Here is a 22,755-nt window from a genome sequence, read left to right as displayed (position 1 = left end):
GTGATGCGTGGATCGCGGGCCGAGGTGCGGACGTGACTACGAGCCGAGCCGCCACGAGTGGAGATACTCCTCCTGCTCGGGGGTGAGCTCGTCCGTCTCGATCCCGGCCGCGGCCAGCTTGAGACGCGCCACCTCCACGTCGACCTCCCCCGGCACGTCGTAGACCCCCGGCTCCAGCCGCACCCGCTCACGGGCCAGCCAGGCCACCGAGAGCGCCTGCGCGGAGAAGGACATGTCCATGACCGCGGCGGGATGCCCCTCGGCGGCCGTCAGGTTCACCAGGCGGCCCTCGGCGAGCAGCAGGATCCTGCGACCGTCCGCGAGAACGTACTCGTCGGTGTTGGGGCGTACCCCCCGGTGGATCTCCTGTGCCAGGCCGTCCAGGGCGCGGACGTCGATCTCGACGTCGAAGTGTCCGGCATTGGCGAGGATCGCGCCGTCCTTCATCTCCGCCAGGTGCTCGCCCCTGATCACGTCGCGGTTGCCGGTGACCGTGACGAACACGTCCCCGGCGCGGGCGGCCGCCGCCATCGACCGTACGTCGTAGCCCTGCAGCAGGGCGTCCAGCGCCTTGACCGGGTCGATCTCGGTCACCACCACCCGCGCGCCCAGGCCCCTGGCCCGCTCGGCGACGCCCCGGCCGCAGTAGCCGAAACCGGCGACCACCACGGTCTTACCCGCGAGCAGCGTGTTCGTGGCGCGCATGATGCCGTCCATGGTCGACTGGCCGGTGCCGTACCGGTTGTCGAACATCCGCTTCGTCCGCGTGTCGTTGACCGCCACCACGGGGAACCTCAGGGCCCCCTCCGCGGCCATCTGGCGGAGCCGGATGATGCCGGTGGTGGTCTCCTCGCACCCCCCGGACACCGTCTGCAGCAGCTCGGTCCGCTCGGTGTGCAGGATGTTGACCAGGTCGCAGCCGTCGTCCAGGACGATGTCGGGGACGATGTCGAGCGCCTGGTGGATGTGCTGGTAGTAGACGTCCCTGGTGACCCCCGCCCGCGCGTGCACGACGACGCCGTAGTCACGGAGCGCCTCGGCGACGTCGTCCTGGGTGGACAGGGGGTTCGACGCGGCCAGGGCGATCTCAGCCCCGCCCGCCCTGAGCGTGCCCATGAGCACGGCGGTCTCGGCGGTGACGTGCAGGCACGCGGCGATCCGCAGCCCCTCCAGCGGCCGCTCGGCGGCGAACCGCTCACCGAGGGCGGTGAGCACCGGCATCGCCCGCGCCGCCCACCCGATCCTCCGCTCACCCGCGGCCACCAGAGCGCTGTCCACGTCTCTCCCCAGATCGCCCGCCAGATTGCCCGAAGGCCCCCGCGAAACCGCGGGGGCCGATGAGACTCAACCGCAGGTGTCAGTAACGGTAGTGCTCGGGCTTGTAGGGACCCTCGACGTCCACGCCGATGTACTCGGCCTGGGCCTTGGTGAGCTTGGTGAGCTTCACTCCCAGGGCGTCGAGGTGGAGGCGGGCGACCTTCTCGTCCAGGTGCTTGGGCAGCACGTAGACGCCGATCGGGTAGTCGTCGGTCTTGGTGAACAGCTCGATCTGCGCGATCACCTGGTTGGTGAAGGAGTTGGACATGACGAACGAGGGGTGACCGGTGGCGCAGCCCAGGTTCATCAGGCGGCCCTCGGCGAGCACGATGATCTGCTTGCCGTCGGGGAAGCGCCAGGTGTGGACCTGCGGCTTGACCTCGGTCTTCTCGATACCGGGAATCCTGGCCAAACCGGCCATGTCGATCTCGTTGTCGAAGTGACCGATGTTGGACACGATCGCGTTGTGCTTCATCTGGGCCATGTGGTCGGCCGTGATGATGTTGAAGTTGCCGGTCGTGGTGACGAAGATGTCGGCGATGCCGACGACCTCGTCCAGCGTGGTGACCTGGAAGCCATCCATGGCGGCCTGAAGCGCGCAGATCGGGTCGATCTCGGTGATGATGACCCGGGCCCCCTGGCCCTTGAGCGCCTCGGCGCAACCCTTGCCGACGTCGCCGTAGCCGGCGATGACCGCCACCTTGCCGCCGATCAGCACGTCGGTGGCGCGGTTGAGGCCGTCGAGCACCGAGTGCCGGCAGCCGTACTTGTTGTCGAACTTGGACTTGGTCACCGAGTCGTTGACGTTGATCGCCGGGAAGAGCAGCGTACCGGCCTTGAACATCTCGTACAGGCGGTGCACACCGGTGGTGGTCTCCTCGGTGACGCCCTTGATGCGCGAGGCCACCTGGGTCCAGCGGCCCTCGTCGGTGACCGTGCGGCGGAGCAGGTCGAGGATGATGCCCCACTCCTCCGGGTCGTCCTCTCCCGTGCTGGGCACGGCGCCGGCCTTCTCGTACTCGGCGCCCTTGTGGACGAGCAGGGTGGCGTCGCCGCCGTCGTCGAGGATCATGTTGGGGCCGTCACCGCCGGGCCACGCCAGGGCCTGCTCGGTGCACCACCAGTACTCCTCCAGCGTCTCGCCCTTCCAGGCGAAGACCGGGACGCCCTTGGGGTCCTCGGGGGTGCCCTCGGGGCCGACGACCACGGCGGCGGCGGCGTGGTCCTGGGTGGAGAAGATGTTGCAGCTCACCCAGCGAACCTCCGCGCCGAGCGCGACCAGGGTCTCGATGAGCACGGCGGTCTGGATGGTCATGTGCAGCGAGCCCATGATCTTCGCCCCGGCCAGCGGCTGGGCCTTGGCGTACTCCTCGCGGACGGCCATCAGACCCGGCATCTCGTGCTCGGCGAGCTGGATCTCCCTGCGCCCGAAGGCCGCAAGGGAAAGGTCGGCGACCTTGAAGTCCATGTGTGGTTACCCCTCTGGTTGATGGGCGGCGTCTGCCTCACACCCTCGCCGATCGCGCTCGTCTCGCGATCACGCTTCGCTCTCGGGCCGGGCTCACCACTCCACCGGAAAAGTCGACGGTTGCGAGTTTAGGCGGCCGGGGAGCCTTCGCGCACCTTCTGAGCGGGTAACCTGACACAAGAATGTAAGCTTTCCCGAAAACCTGCGGAGAGGGGGCGGCGATGCGGATCACCGAGGCCGCCAGGAGGCTCGGTATGTCCCCCCGGATGCTCCGCTACCGCGAGGCACTCGGCCTGCTCCCGGAGATCAGGAACCAGGGCGCGCACCGGCGGTTCGGCCCCGAGGAGCTCTCCGCCGTCGCCCAGAGCGTCGAGCTGGAGAAACGGTTCGACATATCCCCCGCCGAGCTGGCCTTCGCGCTGCGAACGCTGAGCGAGCCCGCGGTCGCCCAGGCCGTACGGGACCTGGGCCTGCGGATCGGCCGTCTCCAGGCGCCCCGCAGGGCCCTGGACTTCGAGAAGGAGAAGGCGCTGCGGCTGCTCCAGCGCCCCCAGCCGTCTCGTCCGGATTCAGACTGAGCCGTTGACCCTGGATCTGTCCAGGTCGGGCTCCAGGTAGATGACACGGGCCTCGGGGACGGCGGTGCGGACGCGCTGCTCGGCCTCGTCGATGCCCCGGGCCACCTCCGCGGCCGTGTCGTCGTGCTCCACCGCGATCTTGGCGGCGACCAGGATCTCCTCCGGGCCCAGGTGGAGCGTGCGCATGTGGATGACCCGGGTCACCTCGGGCGCGCTCTCCAGGGCCTGCGCGATGCGTGTCTCGACCTCGGGGCCCGCCCCCTCGCCGATCAGCAGCGACTTGGTCTCGACCGCCAGGATGACCGCGATGATGGCCAGCAGGACACCGATCATCAGGGTGCCGACGCCGTCCCAGACGGGGTTGCCGGTCACCACGGCCATCGTCACGCCGAAGAGCGCGAAGATCAGGCCGCACAGCGCGCCCAGGTCCTCAAGCACGATGACCGGCAGCTCGGGCGACTTGGAGCGGCGGATGAACTGCACCCACGACTGGTCTCCCCGGACCGCGTTGGACTCGACGATCGCCGTCCTGAACGAGAACGCCTCGGCGATGATCGCGAAGGTCAGCACGCCGAAGGCCCATATCGGGGAGTTGAGCTCCTCCGGAGCGGAGATCTTGTGCCAGCCCTCGTAGAGCGAGAACACCGCGCCGATGGTGAACAGCACGACCGCCACCACGAAGGCGTAGAAGTAGCGCTCCCTGCCGTATCCGAAGGGATGCTGGGGCGTGCGCGCGCGCTGCGCGCGCTTGCCGCCGAGGAGCAGCAGCGCCTGATTGCCCGAGTCGGCCACCGAGTGGACCCCCTCGGCCAGCATGGATGACGACCCCGTGAAGAAGGCCGCCACGAATTTGAATACCGCGATCGACAGATTGGCGGCCAACGCCGCGATGATTGCCTTGGTACCGCCGCCCGCGCTCACGGCAGCCTCCGCTCAGCTCATTGTTCTGGTAAAGAGATGAGACAGGATCCTATTGTGAAATCCTCGCCCTGACTTCTGTGATCGCCGACACAGTGGTCGGGTCGATCCCGTACCCGAGAGCGAGGTACGTACTCGCGAAGTCTCCGAGTGCGATCAGCGCGGCGAGCCGCTCCAGCGGGTGCTCCCCCTCGGCGGCGATCTGCGTGACCGGAACGCCGCGATCCTCCGCCAGACGCACCGACGCCTCCCGGTGCCGTACGACCCGGGAGTGCTCCTCCACGTCGCGCAGCACGAACAGCCGGAGCGACCTGCCGCTCTCGTCGGCGAAGATGTCGCGGTGGGCGAGCGGGCCGTCGAGGGCGGCCACCTGGTTGTGGTCGACCTCGGGGAGCTCTCCCCACATCGCCGGATACTTACCGTTCATGTTGAGCTGGTAGGCCCACCAACGGGCCGCGACGGCCGCCACCGGGGAGGACCCCCAGATCATCGGCACGGTCTCGGCGATCTCCATGGCGAGCGACTTGCCGGGATTGATGAACGATTCGCTCGTCGGGCGGCAGCGGTGCGCGAGGTCCTCAAGGCGCTTGGCCACCCCCTCGAACACCTGCTCGCCCGCCTCGACCAGGCCGAGCCGGGCGGCGGCGGCGACCAGCGGGACCGACAGCGCCCACAGCGAGGCACGCGGCCGGCCGCCGTCCGTGACGGGCACGAACGGCGCTCCCGCCTGCCTGGCGATCGCGTGGAGCGGCGACTCGGGGGCGCCGACGGCGAGCAGGCGGCAACCGCGGCGGACCGCCTCGGCGGCAACCGCGAGCGTCTCCTCGGCTCTGCCGGAGCGCGACACCGCGATCACCAGATCGGTCGCGCCGATCCAGCCGGGCAGCCGGTAGGACCTGACCGTCACGATCGGCAGCGGGGCACCGTGGCCGCACACCACATTGAGGACGTCACCGGCGATGCCGGAACCGCCCACACCGGCGACCACGATCGCCCGGGGCCGGCCGTCCTCGGCGAGTGAGGACAGACCCGACTCCATGGCGACCCGGTGGGAGGTGCGGACCTGCGCGGCCGAGTCGGCCACCGCCCGCAGCATGCCCGACGGGTCACCGTCGGCCAGCTGTTTCCCGTCGTCGAGCCGATCGGGCTCCCAGTTCACGACTTCCGGGCCTCGTCGACCAGCAGGACCGGGATGTCGTCCCGGACCGGGTAGACCAGGCCACAGGAGGCGGAGGTGCAGGACAGCTCGTCCACCTCGGGCTCGGCTCGCAGCGGGGACTTGCAGTTGGGGCAGGCCAGGATCTCCAGCAACCAGTCGTCGATCTTCACTCGTTCAGCTCCTCACGACAGCAAGGACCTCGTCCCTGATCGCTGCCATCTGAATCTCGTCTGCCGCCTCGGCGTTCAGCCTGAGCAGCGGCTCTGTGTTGGACGGACGGAGGTTGAACCACCATCCTGGGCCGGAGACGGTCAGGCCGTCCAGCTCGTCGAAGGTGACGCCGTCGCGGGCGGCGAACGTCTCGCGAACCCGCTCCGTCGCCGCGGCCTGGTCGGCGACCGTACTGTTGATCTCCTCTGAGGCCGCGTAGCGGGTGTATTCGGCCAGGATCTCCGAGAGTGGCTTCGCCTGCTCGCCCAGCGCGGCCAGCACGTGCAGCGCGGCCAGCATGCCGGAGTCGGCGAACCAGAAGTCCCTGAAGTAGTAGTGGGCGGAGTGCTCGCCGCCGAAGACCGCGCCGGTCTCGGCCATCTCGGCCTTGATGAACGAGTGACCCACGCGGGTGCGGACCGGCCGGCCGCCGAGTTCGGTGACGATCTCCGGAACGCCCCTGGAGGTGATCAGGTTGTGGATGATCACGGCGCCGGGGTGCTTGACCAGCTCGCGGGCGGCGACCAGCGCGGTGATCGTGGACGGCGAGACCGATTCGCCACGCTCGTCGACCACCCAGCAACGGTCGGCGTCACCGTCGAAGGCCAGTCCGATGTCGGCGCCCACATCGAGCACCGCCTTCTGCAGGTCGCGCAGGTTGTCCGGCTCGATGGGGTTGGCCTCGTGGTTGGGGAAGGTGCCGTCGAGCTCGAAGTAGAGGGCGGTCAGCTCGATGGGCAGCCCCTCGAAGACCGTCGGGACCGTGTGCCCACCCATCCCGTTCCCCGCGTCGACCACGACCCGCAGCGGCCGGATGCCGGAAAGGTCGACCAGGCCGCGCAGGTGGTCGGCGTAGCCACGCAGCAGGTCGCGCTCGGAGACCGTCCCGCCCCCCTGGCCGCCGAGGCCGCCCGACGCCAGGATCGCGGCGGCCCGGTCACGGATCTCGATGAGCCCGGTCTCTCCGCCGATCGGCACGGCGCCGGCCCTGCACATCTTCATGCCGTTGTAGCGGGCCGGGTTGTGGCTGGCCGTGAACATCACCCCGGGCAGGCCGAGGCTGCCACTCGCGTAGTAGAGCAGGTCCGTGGAGCCCAGCCCGGCGTGGATCACGTCGGCCCCCCGCGAGGTGGCCCCCCTGGTGAAGGCCGCCGCCAGAGGCGCCGACGACTCGCGCATGTCGTGTGCCACCACGGCGGTCGCGGCCCCGGTCACTTCCACGAAGGCCGCGCCGACCGCCTCGGCGGTCTCCTCGTCGAGTTCGTCCGGCACGACGCCACGAACGTCGTACGCTTTGAAGATCTTGACAAGGTCGCCCACTCCAGCTCCGCCCTCTGCGTCGTGTCCGCTGCCGTTGCCTTCCAGTTAGCGCTGGTCAGCGCATTGTCGGGCAGTCCGCGCCTTACGACGCGAACGTTCTCCCTCGCGGGAGTTCTCGCTTCACCGCCGACCGCCTGACCTTGCGGCCCGGTCTTACACCGGCTCCACGAGCGTTTAAAGTCTCCCCGCAACCCTGGGCGACCTGACCGTGAGCACGCTCAACGCTTCAGGAGACCAAAACCCTCGCCGGCTACGGCGAGGCCACGGCCAACCGGCCGTACCACTCTCCCAAGCATGCCAGAGCATAACGGCGCACACTCATATCCGAGCAGCTCTTGCTCCCCAGCCTAGTAGGGTCAGCGGTCGCGCTGGGGCTGAGCGGAGCGGAGCACCCGCAGATGACCCCGGCGCCCGACCTCGACGCCCTGGCCGACCGGCTCGGTGCCGCCGCTGGGGGCGGGTCTCGCGGCCTCGCGGACCGCGTTGGCGAGGGCCTCCAGGTCGTCCGTACTCGGTGTGGCGCCGTCGGTCGGCAGGCGGACCACCTCCCAACCGCGGGGGGCGGTGAGCCGCTCGGCGTGCTCGGCACACAGGTCGTAACAGTGCGGCTCGGCGTACGTCGCCAAGGGCCCGAGAACAGCGGTCGAATCGGCGTAGACGTACGTGAGCGTGAAAACGGCAGGCTGACTGCACGCGGTGCGGGAACAGCGGCGGACGGGGCTCACGGTGGGACCGTATCCGGTAAGCGTCCGGGGCGCCACTATCTGAGCGCTCTTAACGAGCGTGTCGCCACAATTCGGACACGTGTCCCGGCTTCCACCCGCCTGTATGGCTTACGCCCCTCCTCCGCGCTCCCGCCACACGGCCTCCCCGGTCCCACATTCGGCACACCGCCCTCCGTCATCGGCACTCCCGCCCCACGCACTCGATACGACACCTTCCGTCACCGGCACTCCCGCCCCCGCTCGGGTCACGTCTAAGCTGGGGCCGTGAGCCCGGCACCCGGCAGACCTCGTTCTCCCCGCAGGCGCGACAGGCACGGCCGCGGCCTGCGCGGTCCGCTCGCGCCCTCGCACGTGCCGATCGCCAAGTCCCGCAGTGAGCGGTTCGACGATCTCGTCCTGGACGCCGTCGACCGGCTCAAGCCCCGGTGGGCCAAGCAGCTGGCGGCCGTGGAGTTCGCGGTCGAGGAGGTCCCGCCGATCAGCGAGCTGGGCGACGGCCCCGGGCTGCTGACCGGCGACCCGATCCCGTTCGGGCGGGCCAAGCCCGCCGACGGGAACCGCCCGGCCGTTGTGATCATTTACCGTCGCCCCCTGGAGAGCCGGTCCCGCGATCGTGACCACCTCGGCGCGATGGTGCACGAGGCGGTGGTCGAGCAGGTCGCGGGCCTGCTCGGGCTCTCTCCAGAATCGATCGACCCCGGCTTCGACGATCACGACTGACCCGTCCAAACCGCCTCTCAGGGCAGGACCGTCGCGGCGGACTCCGCGATCGGCGGGATCAGCGCCCACATCCGGGCCGCGGCCAGTGGCTGCACGGTCAGCGCCAACCCGCCCTTGAGCCGCTCGTCCATGACGCGCCCGCCGTAGACCGGCCCCGAGCCGGGCATCGGCTGCACGACCACCGCGAAGGCCCCGTCCACCTTGGGCAGTTTGACCTGCTTGGTACGCGAGGCGGAGATGTCCACCTGGAACGGCTCACCCGGATCGCCCTTGCGCGGAACCACCTGCACGCTCACCTTGCCCGCGGTGTCCGGCGCGGTCAGCAGCAGCCGGGAGGTCACCTTGCCTCCCGTACGGTTGTCGGCGACGACGCTTCCCAGGTCGACGGGGTCCGCCCCGGCGGTGAAGGCCACGTCGGCCTTCGCCCCGGTGCCGGTGGCGACGAGTCCCGCGACGATCGGGGTCTCCGAGGTGAGCACCAGCGCGGACGGCTGGCCGCCGATCCCGGTGGACAGGTCGAGGGTGGCGACGGAACCGGCGGGCACCTCGACGAGCTCGCGGCCCTTGAGCGCGTACGTCCCGTCGGGGGTGAGCGCCCTGACCTCGACCAGCGTGTCGACCTCGGCGTCGGAGGCGACGAGCAGCTCGCGTTTCCCGCCGCCGCCGGGGATGCCCGGCACGACGACGCGGGTGGCGGGGGCCGTGGAGACGGGCAACCAGTCGACGCCGCGCCCGCCGTTCATGATCGCTCTGGCCGCGGCGGTGACCCGCCCGGAGCTGGTGCGCACCTGGATCGCCAGGACGAGCGCCGTGGGCGCGAGATCCCCGACCTTGATCGAACGGTTCTCGCCGGGTTTCAGGGTGAACACACCACCGCTGTCGGCGACCACGGGACCCTCGCCCGAATAGACCATGATCTCCGCGATGGCCGGGGCGAGGTCGGCGTTGGTCAGGTAGAGCGTGACCTCGGCCGCGGCCGGTCCCGGGCCGACCAGCCAGGTGCTCGCCACCGGCTCGGTGCAGCGCACCCCGGCCAGCCCTCGCTGCCTGCCCGACTTCTCCTTGCGGGTCTGCGCCACCTCCAGGCCCGCCGCCATGCTCCCGGTGGCCGTGATGACAAGGGGCGGCGACGAGGCGGGGACCTTCTCATGCCAGAGACGGCCGGGGGTGTCGAGGGTGGCGAGGGTCTTGTCGCCGGTGACCAGTGCCGCGGCCCCCTGCGCCCGGCTGCCCGGCGGCGCCACCACGGCGACGGAGGTGTCGCCGGGCGATGGGCAGACCGTCGTCACCGAGGCGACGGGAACCTTCTGAACCTGTGGCGCGGGGGTGGCGACCGCCTGCGGCTGGGTGGCGGAGGCCACCCCGTACAGGGCGAGCAGGGCCACCAAGACCAGCACCAGCAGGCTGAACCGGTTCTCGATCAGGGATTTCACCGGGGGGCCAGCTCTCTACGGGACTCGGGCAGGTCCTGTGGGGCGGCGGGCTGGTCGGACTCGGTACGCGAGCCGGGCGCGGCCAGCACCAGGACGACCAGCACCAGCGCGGCCTGAATCCACAGCCAGCGGCTGTGCCAGGGGTCGCCGGGCGGGGTGACGGGAACGGCGATCGGCTGGGTCAGCCGCCACACGCCGACCGAGCGGGACAGGCTCATCCTCGCCAGCGAGGGCTGCGAGTCGAGGGCGGCGCTGATCGCCGCGTCGACGGGCGCGGTCACCACGACGAACCGGACACCGTGCGCCGCCAGCACCCGGGCGTCGTCGCCGCCCCTGCCGGACACCAGCCCGGCCGTGGCGACGCGGACCCGCTCCCTGGGCCCCTCGGGCACGGGGATGTCGGCCTCGCCGATCACCGGGGTACGCCCGCGCAGCACCGTGAAGAGCAGACCGTTCGGCGAGGTGCGCAGCAGCAGGGTCCGCTCGCCACCGGCGGAGTTGACCGCCGCGAGGGCGGGCATGACGTCGCGTACGGTTCCGCGGATCGGGCCGTTCACGCCCTCGACGATCCACATGCCCGCGGCGAGCAGCGGCGTGGAGAACGCGACCAGCACGACCCCGAGCGCGGCGAGCCTGCGCAGCCCGCCGGCCGCCCGGAACTCCACGACCCGGTCGGCGGTGAGCGCGGCCACCACGAGCATGCCGGTGGCCGCGAAGGCCAGCGGCACACCAGGCCACGCGGGGGCCTCGACATCGCCGTTGATCGAGGTGACGGGGGTCCTGCTGACCAGGATGGCCACCAGCACACCGAAGAGGGCGACGCCCCAGCCGACCGCGATGACCATCCGGTTGCGGCGCATCAGCAGCGCGAGCAGGCAGGCGGCGATGAGACCGCCGGTCACCCAGAGTGGCGGCATGCCGGGCCCGCCCGGGCTGAGCAGCAGCAACGACCGCGCGGGCAGTCCGGGGTCGACCAGCGCGGGCTGGTGCAGCCCGGCCTCCAGCAGCAGCCGCTTGGGATCCGCGACCAGCTGGGCCAGCCAGGGGAACAGCAGGACCACGGGCACGGCGAACGCCACGAGCATCGAGACGGCGACGCCCCGGCGCGGGAAGGCCAGCGCCGCCAACGCGCCGAGGATAGCGGTCAGCGGGTAGACCAGCGGGGCGAAGGCGGTGCCGACGGCCAGCAGGAGCCCCAGGCCCCAGGCGGCGCGGCGGGCACGGCGCCGCTCCCCGGCGAGCACCGTGGTGGCGAGCGCCGCGTAGACGGGAAGCAGCACGAAGACCACCGCGGTGCCGAGCCGGCCCGCGGCGACCGCGCCGGTGGCCACCGGCAGGAGGGCGTAGGAGGAGGCCAGCCAGACCCGGGTCCAGCGGCCCGGGATCATCGACCGGGTGGCCGCGTACGCGGAGATCCCCGCCAGCGGCACGCAGCCGAGCAGCAGCAGCGAGACCGCGAGCCACGTCTTGCCGAACAGCACCGTGGAGAGCACGGCCAGCACCGCCACGTACGGCGGAGCCCACGCGTCGGTGCCCAGGCCCGTCTGGTGGTGACTCTCACGGTAGAGATCCCACAGGTCGGAGGCCCCGCCGATCACCGGGACGAGCGCGCCGCCGCCCAGCCTGGCGCCGCCGGTCAGGGCACGCTCGGCGATCAGCGTGACCAGGGCGAGCGCCAGGAAGAGCAGGACACCCGGGTTGCCGAAGACACGCTGCATCACGCCGGCGTCGGTGAGCAGTTCCTCGCCGTCCTCCTGCTGCGGATGCGGCGAGGCGGCCACCGCGTGGTGGCGCCCCTCGGACTCCACGAACCCGCCCCCGGCCAGGTAGTTCTGGGCCCGGTCGACGAGCCGCCGGTAGCCGGCACCGGGTGGGGTGAGCAACCGGCTGATCGCCGCGTACCCCTGCCTACGCCCCTTGGCCCGCACCCGCCGAGCCTTGATCATCCGAATGGGATGGCCGAACACCGAGCCGAACGCGAGGAACTCGTCCAGCGCGTTTGCGGGCTGCTTGGCCACCAGGAACAGCACCGTACGGAAGATGGAGCCGAACGCGTTGCGTACCAGCGCCCACAGCAGCGGTCTCAGCGGCAGATTCGCCATGACGACGAAGAGGGCGTTACGCCGGTCCAGGCGGCGGGGGTGGTCACCGCTGGCGGTGATCCGGCGACGCCGCCTGGCGGCGGCCTCGGCGTGCCAGGCGACCGCCCGGGTGACGTTCTGCACGCGGTATCCGACGGCCCTGACCCGCCAGCACAGGTCGAGGTCGTCACGGAAGAGCGGCAGGGCCGGATCGAGACCGCCGACCTCGTCCCAGACATCCCTGCGGATCAGCATGCCCGCGGTCGAGACCGAGAGCACGTCCCTGATCCCGTCGTACTGCCCCTGGTCGAACTCACGGGCCTCCAGCCCGGTGTTCCTGCGGCCGGTGCGGTCGACGGTGACGCCGACCTCCAGCAGGATCCGCCGGTCCAGCCAGTCCCGGAGCTTGGGGCCGAGCACCGCCGCCTTGGGATCCGCCTCGGCGGCCTCCAGCAGGATCCGCAGGGCATCGACGTCCGGCGCGCAGTCGTCGTGCAGCAGCCAGATCCACTCCTGCCCCCCGCCGGGACCGAGCCTGTCGAGTACCTCGGCGACGGCCTCGCCGAAACCGGTCGAGCGCGGCAGGGTGAGCACGGCTCTGGAGCCGAGGGCTCCGGTCAGCAGCGCGGCGCTGCCGTCCCTGCTGCCGTTGTCGACCCCGACGACCCGGTCCACGGGACGGGTCTGCCGGAGCAGGGCTTCCAGGGTCTCCCCCAGCCAGCGGGAGCCGTCGTGGGAGACGACGATCGCGGTGACCGTGTGGTGGGGGTGATGGGGGCGCTGGGAGTCGGTGATGGACATACGTCCCGTGTTCAGGAGGTGTTGGTGATCGGCGCGACAACGATACGGCACCCTATGTCTGACTATGTCGTACACCTGGTCGCGCGCATGAAAAAGGGTCACGTGACCGACGGTCACGTGACCCCATGGACATATTCATCAAGCGCCCCGAGGGGCGTCACATGCTTCCTGTCAGACCACTCGAACTTCTTCGGCGTTTCTTCAGTGGTTGGATTTCCAGACCGTCCGGACCTCGGCGTGCCCAAGCCTTCCAGCCGTCCGCTTCCCGGACGGCTCAGACCGCCTCACGCTTGATCCGCCGTCGCTCCCGCTCCGACAGTCCACCCCAGATTCCAAACCGCTCGTCGTGTTCCAGCGCGTACTCAAGACACTCGGCACGCACCTCGCAGGAGCGGCAAACCTTCTTGGCCTCGCGGGTGGAGCCTCCCTTCTCCGGGAAGAACGCCTCCGGGTCGGTCTGCGCGCACAAGGCGCGCTCCTGCCAGCCAAGCTGCTCTTCAGCGATGCTCTCCTGTGCGATGACCAGGTCGGCCACTGCACACCTCCCTGCCGCACGCCCGCAAATGGAGCCCCCCTATGAACGCCTCCCCCTTACCCACCCAGAGAAAGGCGTAACAACACGTGTGTAATTACACGCGCGTGCCCGGTGTGGCGTCAAGCGGCATGCTGGTATCCGGGGAAAGACCTGCTCTCCCCGGTTGTGGGTCGTGTGCCTGCCACGACGGCAATTGCACCAGGTGATCGCCGCGATCGCCAGGGGCTCAGTGCTCTCGGCGGTCGGAACCGTACCAGGACATGTTCTGATCCTGACCGGGGCCCACCCTCTCTCTAGCCGGGCTTTCCTAATCCATGCCCTGACCTGGGCGTTGTTCGGGCTTGTAGATCGCGGTGGGGTCTATCGGCTGCGAGTCCCACGTCCTGACGGCGAGCGCGGGGTCGCTCAGCGGGTCTCCGGAGTAGGTGCTCGGGTCGAACCTGAGCGTCGCCTCCGAGCGCGGGTCCCACTGGTGACCGCCGCCCTGCGGCTGGTACGGGGCCTGCGGGGCCGGGGGGTTCTGCGGAACCTGAGGGGCCTGGGACGCCTGTTGCGGATGCCCGAACGGGCCGTCGTAGCCGGAGGAGCCGTACTCGGGGACACGAAGCTGCGGCTCGGTGCCCTGGGCCTGCTGCTGGTAGCTCTCCGCCTGCTGGTACGCCTGGGCCATCTGCTGTGACCTGAGGTCCACCGGATCGGGCGCGGAATACTGCGGGCCCGGCTCGGCCGGCCGGGCGAACTCCGCGCCCGAGTAACCGCTGAACGGCTGGCCGTAGTTCTCCGGAGGCTGCGGGAAGGACTGCGCCTGGCCGTCGAACGCCTGGCCCTGGCGGCCGTCGACGGGCGGGTAGGGTGCGGGGGCCTGCTGCTCGGGCTGGTGACCGTAGCCGGACGGCTGCGAGTCCTGCTGCCCGAAGCCCTGCGGCTCGGACTGCGGGTAGCCCGGCGCCTGCGACTCCGAGCGCCAGCCGGAGCCCGCGGGCTGCGACTCCTGACCGTACGCCGGAGAGTCCGGCTGCTGGCCGAAGCCCTGCGGCTCGGGCTGCCCGTACCCGGGAGGACCGGCCTGCCCGTAGTCCGGCTGCCGCTGCTCCGAGCGGAGGCCGTACGCCGAGGAGTCGGCCTGCTGGCCGAAGCCCTGCGGTTCCGGCTGCCCGTACGCCGGGGAGTCGGGGAACTGCGGATAGCTCGGCAGCCTCGGGCTGGAGTGCCGCCCGGAACTCACCGGCTGCGACTCCTGACCGTACGCCGGAGAGTCCGGCTGCTGGCCGAAGCCCTGCGGCTCGGGCTGCCCGTACGCCGGGGAGTCGGGGAACTGCGGATAGCTCGGCAGCCGAGGCTCCGTCTGGGGCTGCTGATCCACCGGAGCGGCGTAGACCGGCGGGTCATAGGCGGCGGCCGGCGGCTCGTACGGCTTGGCCGGGGCCGGGGGCTGGACGTCGGCCGCGACGTACGGGCTCGGGGTGTAGCCCCCGGTCTGCGCGACGGGCTGTGGCGACTGCGGCGGCTGCGGCACGGACTGCGCGTACCCCTGCCCCTGCGGCTCCGGCTGCTGGGGGGGCTGCGGGTAGGCGCCGGACGGGGGAGCGTACGGCTGGCTCTCGACGGGCGACGGGTAGGGAGGCTGGGGGTGCCCGTCGCCCGCCTGCGGCGCGGACGGCGCGTAGGAGGCCGCCTGCTGCCCGTACCCCTCGGAGACGTGCGCGGGCGCGGGCGGAAGCGCGGGGAGGTTCTGCGGGGGCTGCGGGACCTGGGCGGGCGGCGCCTCCTGCGGGTAACCGTGGCCGCCCAGCGGAGCCTGATCCTGCGGGTGGTGGACACCCTGCTGCGCCATCTGGCCCTGGGGGTACCCGCCCTGCCCCTGCGGGTGGTCCTGGAAGGGAACCTGTCCCTGCGGGTGGTCCTGGAAGGGAACCGGCCCCTGCGCGGGAACGGGCTGCTGGGGGTAGGCGTACCCCTGCTCCCGGGGGCGCTCGGCGGGGCGGCCGAAGCCGCCCTCGGCGCGGAGGGCCCCGGCGCGCGAACCGGCGGGGACCGCCTTCGGCAGCACGTAGAGCAGTGCGACCGCGGTCAGCGCGAGGGCGGGCAGGTGGACGAGGAGGATTTCGATCTTCTCCTGGAGGTCCGTCGCACCGCCGAACAGCGCGGTGAGCAGGCTGACCGCGCCGAAGAGCACGGAGAGCCCGAGCACGCCGGCCGCCACGAGGGCCATCGGCTTCAACCGCTCGATCACCGGACCGAGGTGGGTGGCCAGCAGCACGGCGCCGACGAGCAGCGCGGCGGTTGTCGGCGAGGTGAGCTGACCCAGGTAGCCCGTCGCGCGCACGGCGAAGGACGATCCACCGAACAGCAGGCGTTCGATGCCGACGAGAACGCTCGCGGACGCGACGGCTACCATGAGCCACGCCGCCGGTTCCCGGAGCCGGCCCGCCTCGACATTGATCACAACTACCCCCATAGGGTCTTTAGGTAAACCCGGGCCAGTTTTGCACATGGCTGACTTTGCTGTTGGTAGTCCCAGGAAGCCCACCAACCTCGTAAGTGCTCCATTGCACCTTATATGTCCATAATTCGGGCATCAGGTTAGGCGATTCTGCCAGCACGGACAGCCCTCATAACGATCATGAAAAGACTGCGTCCCCCCTCTCCCGGCACCCCGCCGACATCCGTAACGACCTAGTGGAACACTGGACGGCATGCGCATCGTGTCCCTCGCCGGCGGAATCGGTGGTGCCCGCTTCCTGCGGGGTCTTCTCACCGCCGCCCCCGACTCCGAGATCACCGTCATCGGCAACACCGGTGACGACATCAGTCTCTACGGCCTGCGGGTCTGCCCCGACCTCGATACCGTGATGTACACCCTGGGCGGCGGCATCGACGAGGAACAGGGCTGGGGACGACGGCAGGAGTCGCACGTCGTCAAGGAGGAACTGGCCGCCTACGGCGTCGAGCCGCAGTGGTTCGGCCTCGGCGACCGCGACTTCGCCACCCACATCGTGCGCACCCAGATGCTCGACGCCGGATACCCGCTGTCGGCGGTCACCGAGGCACTGTGCCAGCGCTGGCAGCCGGGCGTGCGCCTGATCCCGATGAGCGACGACCGGACCGAGACCCACGTGGTCATCACCGACGAGCAGGGCCGCCGCGCCATCCACTTCCAGGAGTGGTGGGTGCGGCTGCGCGCCTCGGTTCCCGCCGAGCAGATCATCCTGGTCGGCGCCGACCAGGCCTCCCCCGCCCCCGGCGTGCTGGAGGCCATCGCCGCCGCCGACGTCGTCATCCTCCCGCCGTCCAACCCGGTCGTCAGCATCGGCACGATCCTGCAGATCAAGGGCATCCGAGAGGCCTTGGAGAGCAAGACGGTCATCGGCGTCTCCCCCATCGTCGGCGGCGCCCCGGTCCGCGGCATGGCCGACGCCTGCCTGACCGCGATCGGCGTGCAGACCACCGCGCAGGCGGTCCTGGAGCTGTACGGGTCGCCGCTGGTGAACGGCTGGCTGGTCGCGGAGGAGGACGCCGGAGTGGCCCTCGCCGGCGTCGACGTCGAGGCCCGCCCGCTGATCATGCACGACGTCGAGGCCGCCGCCGCCATCGCCCGCGCGGCCCTGGACATGGCCACCCGGCTCGCGTCCTCCGCCACTCGCGAGGAGGGCTCGCGATGAGCCGGATCAGGCGTGGGCAGCGGAATCCCGCCGACGTCAGGGTGGAGATCTTCGCCGTTCCCGGCATACCCGAGGTCCACGAGGGCGACGACGTCGGGGAGCTGATCGCCACGGCTCTGCCCGACCTGCGTGACGGCGACATCCTCGTGGTCACCTCCAAGATCTCAAGCAAGGCCGAAGGCCGGGTCCTGCACGGTGTGCCCCGTGCCGAGGCGGTCGGCGCGGAGACGAGGCGGGTGGTCGCCCGCAGGGGTGAGACCGTGATCGCCGAGACGAGGCACGGGTTCGTCATGGCCGCCGCCGGGGTCGACGCCTCCAACACCCGGCCGGACACGGTGGTCCTGCTGCCCGTCGACCCGGACGCCTCCGCCTCGGCCATCAGGGCGCGCGTCGCGGAACTGCTCGGCGTATCGGTCGGTGTGATCATCTCCGACACCTTCGGCCGCCCGTGGCGCAACGGCCAGACCGACATGGCCGTCGGCGTCGCCGGGGTGACTCCCTCTCTCGACTACCGGGGCATGTCCGACGACTACGGCAACGCGCTAGAGGTCACCCTGACCGCCGTCGCCGACGAGTTCGCCGCGGCCGGAGACCTGGTCAAGGGGAAGGTCGCGCAGACCCCGGTGGCGGTGATCAGGGGCCTGCCCGAGTACACCACCGAGGACGACGGGCCGGGCATCCGCGAGCTGGTCCGCCCGTCCGCCGACGACATGTTCCGGTACGGCTCGCGCGACGTGGTCTTCGCCCGCAGAACCATCCGGGAGTTCTCCGCGGAACCCGTGGACGGCGCCAAGGTCCGCAGGGCCGTCGACGCCGCGATCGCCGCGCCCGCCCCGCACCACACGACCCCGTGGCGGTTCGTCCTGCTGGAGTCGGCGGGGGCCCGGGAGAAGCTGCTCGACGCCATGCGCGAGGCCTGGATCGCCGACCTGCGCGGCGACGGCTTCTCTGCGGAGTCGATCGCCAGGCGGGTCAGGCGGGGCGACGTGCTGCGCGCGGCCCCGTACCTGGTGGTGCCCTGCCTGGTCATGGACGGCTCGCACACCTACCGCGACGACCGGCGCAACACCGCCGAGCGGGAGATGTTCGTGGTCGCGGCCGGCGCGGGGGTGCAGAACCTCCTCGTCCAGCTCGCGGTGGAGGGGTTGGGCTCCGCGTGGGTCTCCTCCACCATGTTCTGCCGCGACGTCGTCCGCGAGGTCCTCGACCTGCCCGCCGACTGGGACCCGATGGGGGCCGTCGCCATCGGCCACCCCGCGGCTCCCCCGAGGGACCGCGCCCCCAGGCAGGCGGCCGACTTCATCGTCGTCCGATAGGCCCGGCCCCCGCACGCGCGGCTCCGGCTCGTGTCGCGGCACCTGAGCCGCGGCACCGCCACGCGTGCGGGCGGGGGCCTCGGCCGATCCGCTCAGCCGTCCGCGCCTCCGTCGAGCTCCATCGCCCGATTTATATCGACGAGCGACTCCTCGTAACGGCCCAGGGATCGCAGCACCTCGCCCCTGCGGACGTAGGCCCAGGTGTATTCGGGATCGATCTCGATCGCCCTGGTGAGATCGACCACCGCCTCCTCGTCCCGGTGTAGATCGTGCAGGATCGCCCCACGGCTCCCCAGAGCGCGCTCGTTGTCGGGCTCCAACTGAAGGGCGTGGTTCAGGTCGCCGAGTCCTTCATTGACCTTGTCCATCATGCGATACGTCTCGCCGCGCGAGACGAGTGCCCAGACGTTGTTTGGCTCCATGCTCAGCACGTGGGAGAAATCCGTGATCGCGTCGTCATAGCGGTCCGCCTGGTAGTAGAGGTCGCCGCGGGCGTTGTACAGGTCGGTGTCCTCCGGGGCGAGCATCATGGCCCGGATCAGATCGGTCTCCGCGTCGTCGTACCGCTCGACCTCGCGCAGCAGGCCCGCCCGCTCGCTGAGGAGCCAGACCTCGTCCGGAGTCAGCTCAATCGCACGGTTGAAGTCGGCCAGCGCCTCCCCGAACCGGCCGAGCGCCTCATACGCCTGCCCCCGGCTGCCGATCGCGTACACGTACTCCGGGTCGATCTCGATCGCGCGGTCGAAGTCGGCGATGGCCTCCTGGAACTGGCCCGTCCTTCGATACAGCTCGCCCCGCCTGCTCCACACGATGTCGTTGCCGGGATCAAGCCGGAGCACCTCGGTCAGATCTGCGATCGCCTCGTCGAAGCGCTTCATCATCGAATACGTCTTGGCACGTTCGATGAGCAGTCCACACCGCTGCGGGCCGCCTTCCCGCGCACCGGCTTCCAAACTTTCCTCGCCTGCCACACGCACCTCTTCTTCAGCCATCTGAACGATCGTAAGCATGGCCATTCGGCCTCACCGTGCGGCCCCGGCCTCACTTCCCCTTTGGGGGAGTCTCGATCGTCACCGGCGGCTCCCAGAACAGGCCTTCCTCCTCGGGAAGGTCCTCGGCGTCGATGACCAGGTCCTCGGGCGGCGGCTCGATCGTCACCCTGGTGCCCCAGCCGGTGAAGCGCAGGTCGGAACGGATACCCAGCTCGTAGTTGTCGTTCGTCTGCTGAGAGGTCGTGGTGGTCAGGCGGGTGACCCTGCCCTTGGCGTCGAACCAGAGCGCCCAGGCGACCTTCTCACCGCGTCCCAACCCCCCGCCGAGGGGCTGACCGGGGATCTTGGAGGCATAGATGGTGCCCTTGGCCGTACGCGGGCCGACGGAGGAGGCGGTGGCGAGCAGCGCCCGCAGCGTACCGGGTTCGAGGAGATCGACCGTGACATCCATGGGACTGGACTCGAACCATCGGCTGCGCACCCACTGCTTGCCCAGCGGCAACTTGCCGATCAGCTCACCACCCGAGGTGTAGTACGCGCCGTCGACTTTGATGAGCAGCACCGGGAAGAGGAAGGAAGAGTCCAATTCCGGGATCTCAGAACGGATCGGCGAGGAGAGCGTGCTGATGTCGTCCGTTTCCACCAGCCCCCCCTTACGGAATCCGGCGACCCGCGTGGTCCGGCTGGTGAACAGGTGCTTGCCGTCGGCCAACATGCGGGTGACCGCGGAGACGGTGACGCCCCTGCCCGGTACGACCTGGGCGCGGAGCGCCTTGATCGGATCGGGCGCGTCGGCACGGGCGGGCAGCGGCGTGAGCAGGAGGAGGCTCACGACAAGACCGGTGGTGATCCGTCTCATTCGATTTCCTTCGGCGCCTGGAGGGAAAGAAGATCCTTCCAGGCAAAGATCACGCCGCCGTCTCAGAACTTCCCGATACGTTCGAGCGATACGGGAATGCGGAACCTTCTCAACCGGCCGCTACGCGGGCAGGTCCCGGCTCGGGCCGTCCGGGTCGCCCAGTCAGACGTACTGGCGATCATGGGTGACGGTGAGCCCGAATCCGGACTGATGCGGGCGCCCGGCCTCCTCCCAAACCCAGGAGTGCCCTCTCCGCCTCGTCCCACTGCCGCGCAGAGTGAAGAGGGGGAGCGATCAGGGGCCTTGTCGGCGCGACCAGGCGCCCGGCCGTCACAGGAGCCGACACCGTTTCCGGTCACCGCAAGGCTCCGGGGCCCGATCCGGGATTCGGAGGCTCAGCCGTAGCGGATCACGTTCGCGACCACCGCGAACAGGATGAGCGCGCCCAGACCGACCACGATCATGCGGCGGACCGCCTTCCAGGCCGCCGACTTGGCGTCAGGGATCTTCGATGCGGCCTCGGCGGCCGCTTCGACCGCCTTGCCCCATCCCGCCCAGGTGTCCATCGTCCGCTGGAAACGCCGTCCGACGGCGAACACGATCGTGGCCACTACGACAAGGGCCAGGATCCGGCCGTTCGAGCTGTCCACGTCGCACTCCTACCGGGGGGAAGCAGGATCCTCGTCGCTGCCGGCATGCGGGGGCTGTCAGAGTTGCGAGATGGCGAACACGATCGTGGCGATCACGATGAGCGCCATGATCCGGCTGTCGGCACTTTCCATCGATGTACCCCTACCTGGAGAGAAGCAGGTTTTCGTCACTAAGAGTAGGCCAATGACTACCGAAATTCCAGACGCCTTCCCCGATCTCCTCACTGGAACGATCCAGAGCTCCGGCCGGAGCGGTCGCCCGCCCCGGCGGCAGGTGGTCACGGGGCCTTGGCGCAGGTGGGGTGACAGAGCCGGCGGGCCAGGGCGGACAGGAAGACGTCGATGATCTCTTCTGGGCGCTGGGCGACGTGCAGGGAGCCGTTGGTGACCGAGGTGATCTGGGTGAGGGCGGCACGGTCGAGGTCGGTGCCGAAGGCAAGAACGACGATCTGGACGGGTCGCTCGGGGTTCCACTCACCGCGGAGCCTCTCCACCAGCTTGGCGCCGGAGATGCCCTTGCCGTCGTCCTTGCCCGCCGTGATGACGAGCAGGGTGTTGTTCATGGTCTCGTCGTAGGACTCGGTCAGCGCGCGGAACCCGGCGATGATCGAGTCGTACAGGGCGCTGGGCTCCTTCGGGTCGGCGCGCAGGGTCCGGGTCAGCTCCTCCAGGCGGCTGCGCCGGATGACCTGGCCGCCGTCGGGCTCGGTGATCGGGCCGAGGCGCACCCGCTCGCGCTGGTCCTCACCCTTGGCCGAGGAGAACTCCCACATGCCCATGTGCGTGGAGCCGGGAAAGAGCTGCAGGCCGAGCCTGGCGGCGTCAAGGGCGACGGTCAGCCGGGTCTTCCCCCGCTGCCCGTTGATCGGCCCGGCCATGTGCTTGCCGCTGTCCGCCAGGACCAGGATGTTGGTCGGCGGGGCGAGCCTGCTCCACGCCGCCAGCGCCTCGTCGATCATGCCGGGCAGGATGGTCGGGCGGGTGCGGGGCGCCTCGGTGGGAATCTCGGGACCGGGTGAGTACGGCCCCAGGGAGCCGTCGGGCGAGCGGAAGCCCGCCCTGCGGGCCGCCTCCTGGGTCTCGGGGGAGCGCAGCCAGGCGGCGAAGGCCCTCGACCCGCTCGCCTTCGCCTCGTCGGAGGAGGTGACCACGTACGGGTAGTCGAGGTTGATGGTCCCCTCACGGGGGTGCAGGGCGGTCACCGGGTCGTCCGACGGCCGGCGGTTGTGCTCCCAGACCGACTGCTCGGGAACGATCACCACGGGGCGCTGCCAGAAGGAGCGGTCGTCGACGGCGGCGAGCATGGTCCGGTAGTCGGGCGCCGCCCCCGCCTGCGCCCAGCGGACGAACGCGGTGAGCGCGCGGTCGGCCTCGGCGCCGCTGCCGACCACGTCCCTGGCCGCGGCCACGGTGGCGATTCCGGCACCCGCGAGCGACGGGTCGGGGACGCGGACCACGTCGGGCTCGTTCTCGGTCGGCTGGATCCGGCCACGGGTGGTCGCGGGGAAGACCATCCGCCAGTTCATGTCGGTCTTACCGACCGCGAAACGCCGGGCCAGGGACTTGCGGGTGGCGAAGACCAGGGGCGAGGTCGCCATGACGGTCTCGGTGCCGGCCAGGTTCGCGGCCCCCTGCTTGCGGGCGAGCCGGATCCAGGCCGAGGAGTCGGAGATCCAGCCGTCCGGGCGCTCGCTGAGCACCCCCGCGGTGCCGCCGAGCAGGGTGCGCAGCACCGTGGCGGGCGGCTGCTCGGTCACCTGCACCAGCACGCACCGGCCGTCGACGCCCGCCCTGCTCCGGTTGAACCGCCCCGCCGCCTCCATGACGGTCGGGGCGATGTCGACGGCGGCGGCGACCCCGACCAGCACCGGGTCGCGGGCCGAGCACGAACCCCCCGCCCGGTCGAGCACCAGGACGGCGCTCCCCGCCAGGGCGACCGCTATCGCGACCGCCGCCAGCGACAGGCGCAGCAGGACCTGACGCCGACGCCGCTCAGCGCCGACGGCCACAC

The 22,755-nt window shown here is 70.6% G+C and carries 19 protein-coding genes; 4 read left to right on the top strand and 15 right to left on the bottom strand.

What is annotated here, in order from left to right; translation table 11 throughout:
* Positions 1–36: 36 nt before the first annotated feature.
* Together ACWD3H_RS15425 and ahcY are read right to left on the bottom strand one after the other, a co-directional pair.
* The gene (locus tag ACWD3H_RS15425; protein WP_451955422.1) at positions 37–1,278 is read right to left on the bottom strand and encodes an adenosylhomocysteinase; all 1,242 of its coding nucleotides are present in this window, start codon (positions 1,276–1,278) and stop codon (positions 37–39) included.
* Positions 1,279–1,357: 79 nt separating this feature from the next.
* Positions 1,358–2,785 carry an adenosylhomocysteinase gene (gene ahcY / locus ACWD3H_RS15420; RefSeq protein WP_355558690.1) on the bottom strand — a complete coding sequence of 476 codons (1,428 nt, stop codon included), beginning with the start codon at positions 2,783–2,785 and terminating at the stop codon, positions 1,358–1,360.
* A 221-nt stretch (positions 2,786–3,006) separates the two neighbouring features.
* Here ahcY and ACWD3H_RS15415 point away from each other — a divergent pair, with 221 nt between their 5' ends.
* Entirely contained in the window at positions 3,007–3,363 is a 357-nt protein-coding gene (locus ACWD3H_RS15415; protein WP_355558687.1) for a MerR family transcriptional regulator, read from the top strand.
* Here the strand turns inward: ACWD3H_RS15415 and ACWD3H_RS15410 are convergent.
* The 5 genes from ACWD3H_RS15410 to ACWD3H_RS15390 all read right to left on the bottom strand — a co-directional run bounded on the left by ACWD3H_RS15410 (position 3,355) and on the right by ACWD3H_RS15390 (position 7,695).
* Entirely contained in the window at positions 3,355–4,284 is a 930-nt protein-coding gene (locus ACWD3H_RS15410; RefSeq protein WP_451955421.1) for a cation diffusion facilitator family transporter, read from the bottom strand. The genes ACWD3H_RS15415 and ACWD3H_RS15410 overlap by 9 nt on opposite strands.
* Positions 4,285–4,333: 49 nt before the next feature.
* Positions 4,334–5,440, bottom strand: a complete 1,107-nt coding sequence (locus tag ACWD3H_RS15405; protein ID WP_451955420.1) for an SIS domain-containing protein — start codon at positions 5,438–5,440, stop codon at positions 4,334–4,336.
* Positions 5,437–5,610: a Trm112 family protein gene (locus ACWD3H_RS15400; protein WP_012888128.1), complete on the bottom strand. Its 174-nt coding sequence runs from the start codon at positions 5,608–5,610 to the stop codon at positions 5,437–5,439. Before ACWD3H_RS15400 ends, ACWD3H_RS15405 begins: the two co-directional genes overlap by 4 nt.
* A 4-nt stretch (positions 5,611–5,614) precedes the next feature.
* Positions 5,615–6,970 carry a phosphomannomutase/phosphoglucomutase gene (locus ACWD3H_RS15395; RefSeq protein ID WP_355558678.1) on the bottom strand — a complete coding sequence of 452 codons (1,356 nt, stop codon included), beginning with the start codon at positions 6,968–6,970 and terminating at the stop codon, positions 5,615–5,617.
* A gap of 356 nt (positions 6,971–7,326) precedes the next feature.
* Positions 7,327–7,695, bottom strand: a complete 369-nt coding sequence (locus ACWD3H_RS15390; protein ID WP_030907363.1) for a DUF3499 domain-containing protein — start codon at positions 7,693–7,695, stop codon at positions 7,327–7,329.
* Between the two features lie 264 nt (positions 7,696–7,959).
* Between ACWD3H_RS15390 and ACWD3H_RS15385 the strand changes: the two genes are divergently transcribed.
* Positions 7,960–8,415: a metallopeptidase family protein gene (locus tag ACWD3H_RS15385; RefSeq protein ID WP_355558675.1), complete on the top strand. Its 456-nt coding sequence runs from the start codon at positions 7,960–7,962 to the stop codon at positions 8,413–8,415.
* A 17-nt stretch (positions 8,416–8,432) separates the two neighbouring features.
* Here ACWD3H_RS15385 and ACWD3H_RS15380 read toward each other — a convergent pair whose 3' ends face one another.
* From ACWD3H_RS15380 to ACWD3H_RS15365, 4 genes are all read right to left on the bottom strand, one after another.
* Positions 8,433–9,848 carry a DUF5719 family protein gene (locus ACWD3H_RS15380; protein ID WP_451955419.1) on the bottom strand — a complete coding sequence of 472 codons (1,416 nt, stop codon included), beginning with the start codon at positions 9,846–9,848 and terminating at the stop codon, positions 8,433–8,435.
* The gene (locus ACWD3H_RS15375) at positions 9,845–12,730 is read right to left on the bottom strand and encodes a glycosyltransferase (RefSeq protein WP_451955418.1); all 2,886 of its coding nucleotides are present in this window, start codon (positions 12,728–12,730) and stop codon (positions 9,845–9,847) included. Before ACWD3H_RS15375 ends, ACWD3H_RS15380 begins: the two co-directional genes overlap by 4 nt.
* A gap of 274 nt (positions 12,731–13,004) precedes the next feature.
* A complete protein-coding gene (locus ACWD3H_RS15370; RefSeq protein ID WP_037969494.1) occupies positions 13,005–13,265 on the bottom strand; it encodes a WhiB family transcriptional regulator in 261 nt (86 codons plus the stop codon).
* Between the two features lie 307 nt (positions 13,266–13,572).
* On the bottom strand, positions 13,573–15,723 hold the full coding sequence (locus ACWD3H_RS15365) for a hypothetical protein (RefSeq protein WP_451955417.1): 2,151 nt from the start codon (positions 15,721–15,723) through the stop codon (positions 13,573–13,575).
* A gap of 238 nt (positions 15,724–15,961) precedes the next feature.
* On the opposite strand from ACWD3H_RS15365, the gene cofD reads away from it, so the two are divergent.
* Entirely contained in the window at positions 15,962–16,927 is a 966-nt protein-coding gene (gene cofD, locus ACWD3H_RS15360) for a 2-phospho-L-lactate transferase (protein WP_350920780.1), read from the top strand.
* A complete protein-coding gene (locus ACWD3H_RS15355; RefSeq protein ID WP_451955416.1) occupies positions 16,924–18,243 on the top strand; it encodes a coenzyme F420-0:L-glutamate ligase in 1,320 nt (439 codons plus the stop codon). Before cofD ends, ACWD3H_RS15355 begins: the two co-directional genes overlap by 4 nt.
* A 92-nt stretch (positions 18,244–18,335) precedes the next feature.
* Here the strand turns inward: ACWD3H_RS15355 and ACWD3H_RS15350 are convergent, their stop codons facing one another.
* From ACWD3H_RS15350 to ACWD3H_RS15335, 4 genes are all read right to left on the bottom strand, one after another.
* A complete protein-coding gene (locus ACWD3H_RS15350) occupies positions 18,336–19,235 on the bottom strand; it encodes a tetratricopeptide repeat protein (protein ID WP_451955415.1) in 900 nt (299 codons plus the stop codon).
* A gap of 49 nt (positions 19,236–19,284) precedes the next feature.
* Positions 19,285–20,094, bottom strand: coding sequence for a hypothetical protein (locus ACWD3H_RS15345; RefSeq protein WP_451955414.1), 810 nt, complete (start codon positions 20,092–20,094; stop codon positions 19,285–19,287).
* Positions 20,095–20,489: 395 nt separating this feature from the next.
* A complete protein-coding gene (locus tag ACWD3H_RS15340; protein ID WP_451955413.1) occupies positions 20,490–20,744 on the bottom strand; it encodes a hypothetical protein in 255 nt (84 codons plus the stop codon).
* Positions 20,745–21,022: 278 nt separating this feature from the next.
* Positions 21,023–22,753, bottom strand: a complete 1,731-nt coding sequence (locus ACWD3H_RS15335) for a substrate-binding and VWA domain-containing protein (RefSeq protein WP_451955412.1) — start codon at positions 22,751–22,753, stop codon at positions 21,023–21,025.
* Positions 22,754–22,755 lie beyond the last annotated feature (2 nt).

This window comes from Streptosporangium sp. NPDC002607 (assembly GCF_053592655.1).
This window is presented reverse-complemented; position numbering and strand designations above follow the sequence as displayed.

Bases quoted from the DNA above. Each gene is read 5' to 3' on its own strand.
- ahcY (WP_355558690.1), bottom strand. From the start codon at position 2,785: ATGGACTTCAAGGTCGCCGACCTTTCCCTTGCGGCCTTCGGGCGCAGG.
- ACWD3H_RS15415 (WP_355558687.1), top strand. From the start codon at position 3,007: ATGCGGATCACCGAGGCCGCCAGGAGGCTCGGTATGTCCCCCCGGATG.
- ACWD3H_RS15375 (WP_451955418.1), bottom strand. From the start codon at position 12,730: ATGTCCATCACCGACTCCCAGCGCCCCCATCACCCCCACCACACGGTC.
- ACWD3H_RS15365 (WP_451955417.1), bottom strand. From the start codon at position 15,723: ATGGGGGTAGTTGTGATCAATGTCGAGGCGGGCCGGCTCCGGGAACCG.
- cofD (WP_350920780.1), top strand. From the start codon at position 15,962: ATGCGCATCGTGTCCCTCGCCGGCGGAATCGGTGGTGCCCGCTTCCTG.
- ACWD3H_RS15355 (WP_451955416.1), top strand. From the start codon at position 16,924: ATGAGCCGGATCAGGCGTGGGCAGCGGAATCCCGCCGACGTCAGGGTG.
- ACWD3H_RS15350 (WP_451955415.1), bottom strand. From the start codon at position 19,235: ATGGCTGAAGAAGAGGTGCGTGTGGCAGGCGAGGAAAGTTTGGAAGCC.
- ACWD3H_RS15345 (WP_451955414.1), bottom strand. From the start codon at position 20,094: ATGAGACGGATCACCACCGGTCTTGTCGTGAGCCTCCTCCTGCTCACG.